Consider the following 792-nt stretch of genomic DNA (forward strand, 5'->3'; position numbering starts at 1 on the left):
AAAAAGACGTAATGCGTGCCGATTTCGCGTTGATCGACAATGCTGCCGTGCAGGTGCGCCAGCGCGCCTTCGACTTCTAGCTGTCCGGTTTGTCCTCTATGCCAAATATGGTATTCAAAGCGTTCTTCGGGCGAGAGGTCGGTCAGTCCGGCAAAGTGTTCGGCGACATCCTGCTGGCTGTCGTTGAGTGTGTTGATACACAGATCACGGTTACCTTGCAGGATGGGAATAATGGCGGATTGGCGGTTGATGCACAGCATGACTGTCGGCGGTTCGTCGGTAACGGCAGTTACGGCAGTCATAGTAATGCCATAGCGTCCCGCTTCGCCGTCTGTCGTGATAACGTGCACACCGGCGGCACAGGAGGCCATGGCATCTCGAAATGGTCTCTTGAGTGTGTGTGTTGAATCTGTCATCCGGCTCGCTTTATTTTAATGCCTGTTCGATTTTTGCCAGCTCTGCCAAGAGTTCTTTGAGTTGTGCCATTTTTTCTTTGGTAAGGACTTTTTCAATTGCGTCATAGCGCTCGTCAACCAATGCGCCGGTGGACTCATAGAGTTTCTCGCCTTCGGGCGTCAGTTTCAGATAAACGCGGCGTTGGTCGTTGGAAGGCTTCAGGCGCACGGCCAAACCTGCTTTTTCCAAGCGGGTCAGAATGCCGGTCAGGCTGGGACGGAGGATGCAGGCCTGATTAGCCAAGTCTTGGAAGTCGAGAGTGCCGTTTTCCGCTAAGAGCCGGATGATACGCCATTGCTGGTCAGTAATATTGGCTTGGTTCAGAATAGGGCGGAA

Annotated in this window: 2 protein-coding genes; both read right to left on the reverse strand. The window is 53.0% G+C overall.

Going from position 1 to position 792, the window contains the following annotated elements; all coding sequences use genetic code 11:
* Nucleotides 1-416 (reverse strand): 4-hydroxyphenylacetate 3-monooxygenase, reductase component (gene hpaC / locus ACTHSP_RS21020; protein ID WP_440346886.1); only part of this gene is annotated, 416 nt, incomplete at its 3' end.
* Nucleotides 417-426: 10 nt separating this feature from the next.
* Nucleotides 427-792, reverse strand: a 366-nt coding sequence (hpaR, locus tag ACTHSP_RS21025) for a homoprotocatechuate degradation operon regulator HpaR (RefSeq protein WP_440346887.1), incomplete at its 5' end; no start/stop codon positions are given.

This window comes from Neisseria sp. P0001.S005, from assembly GCF_051963715.1.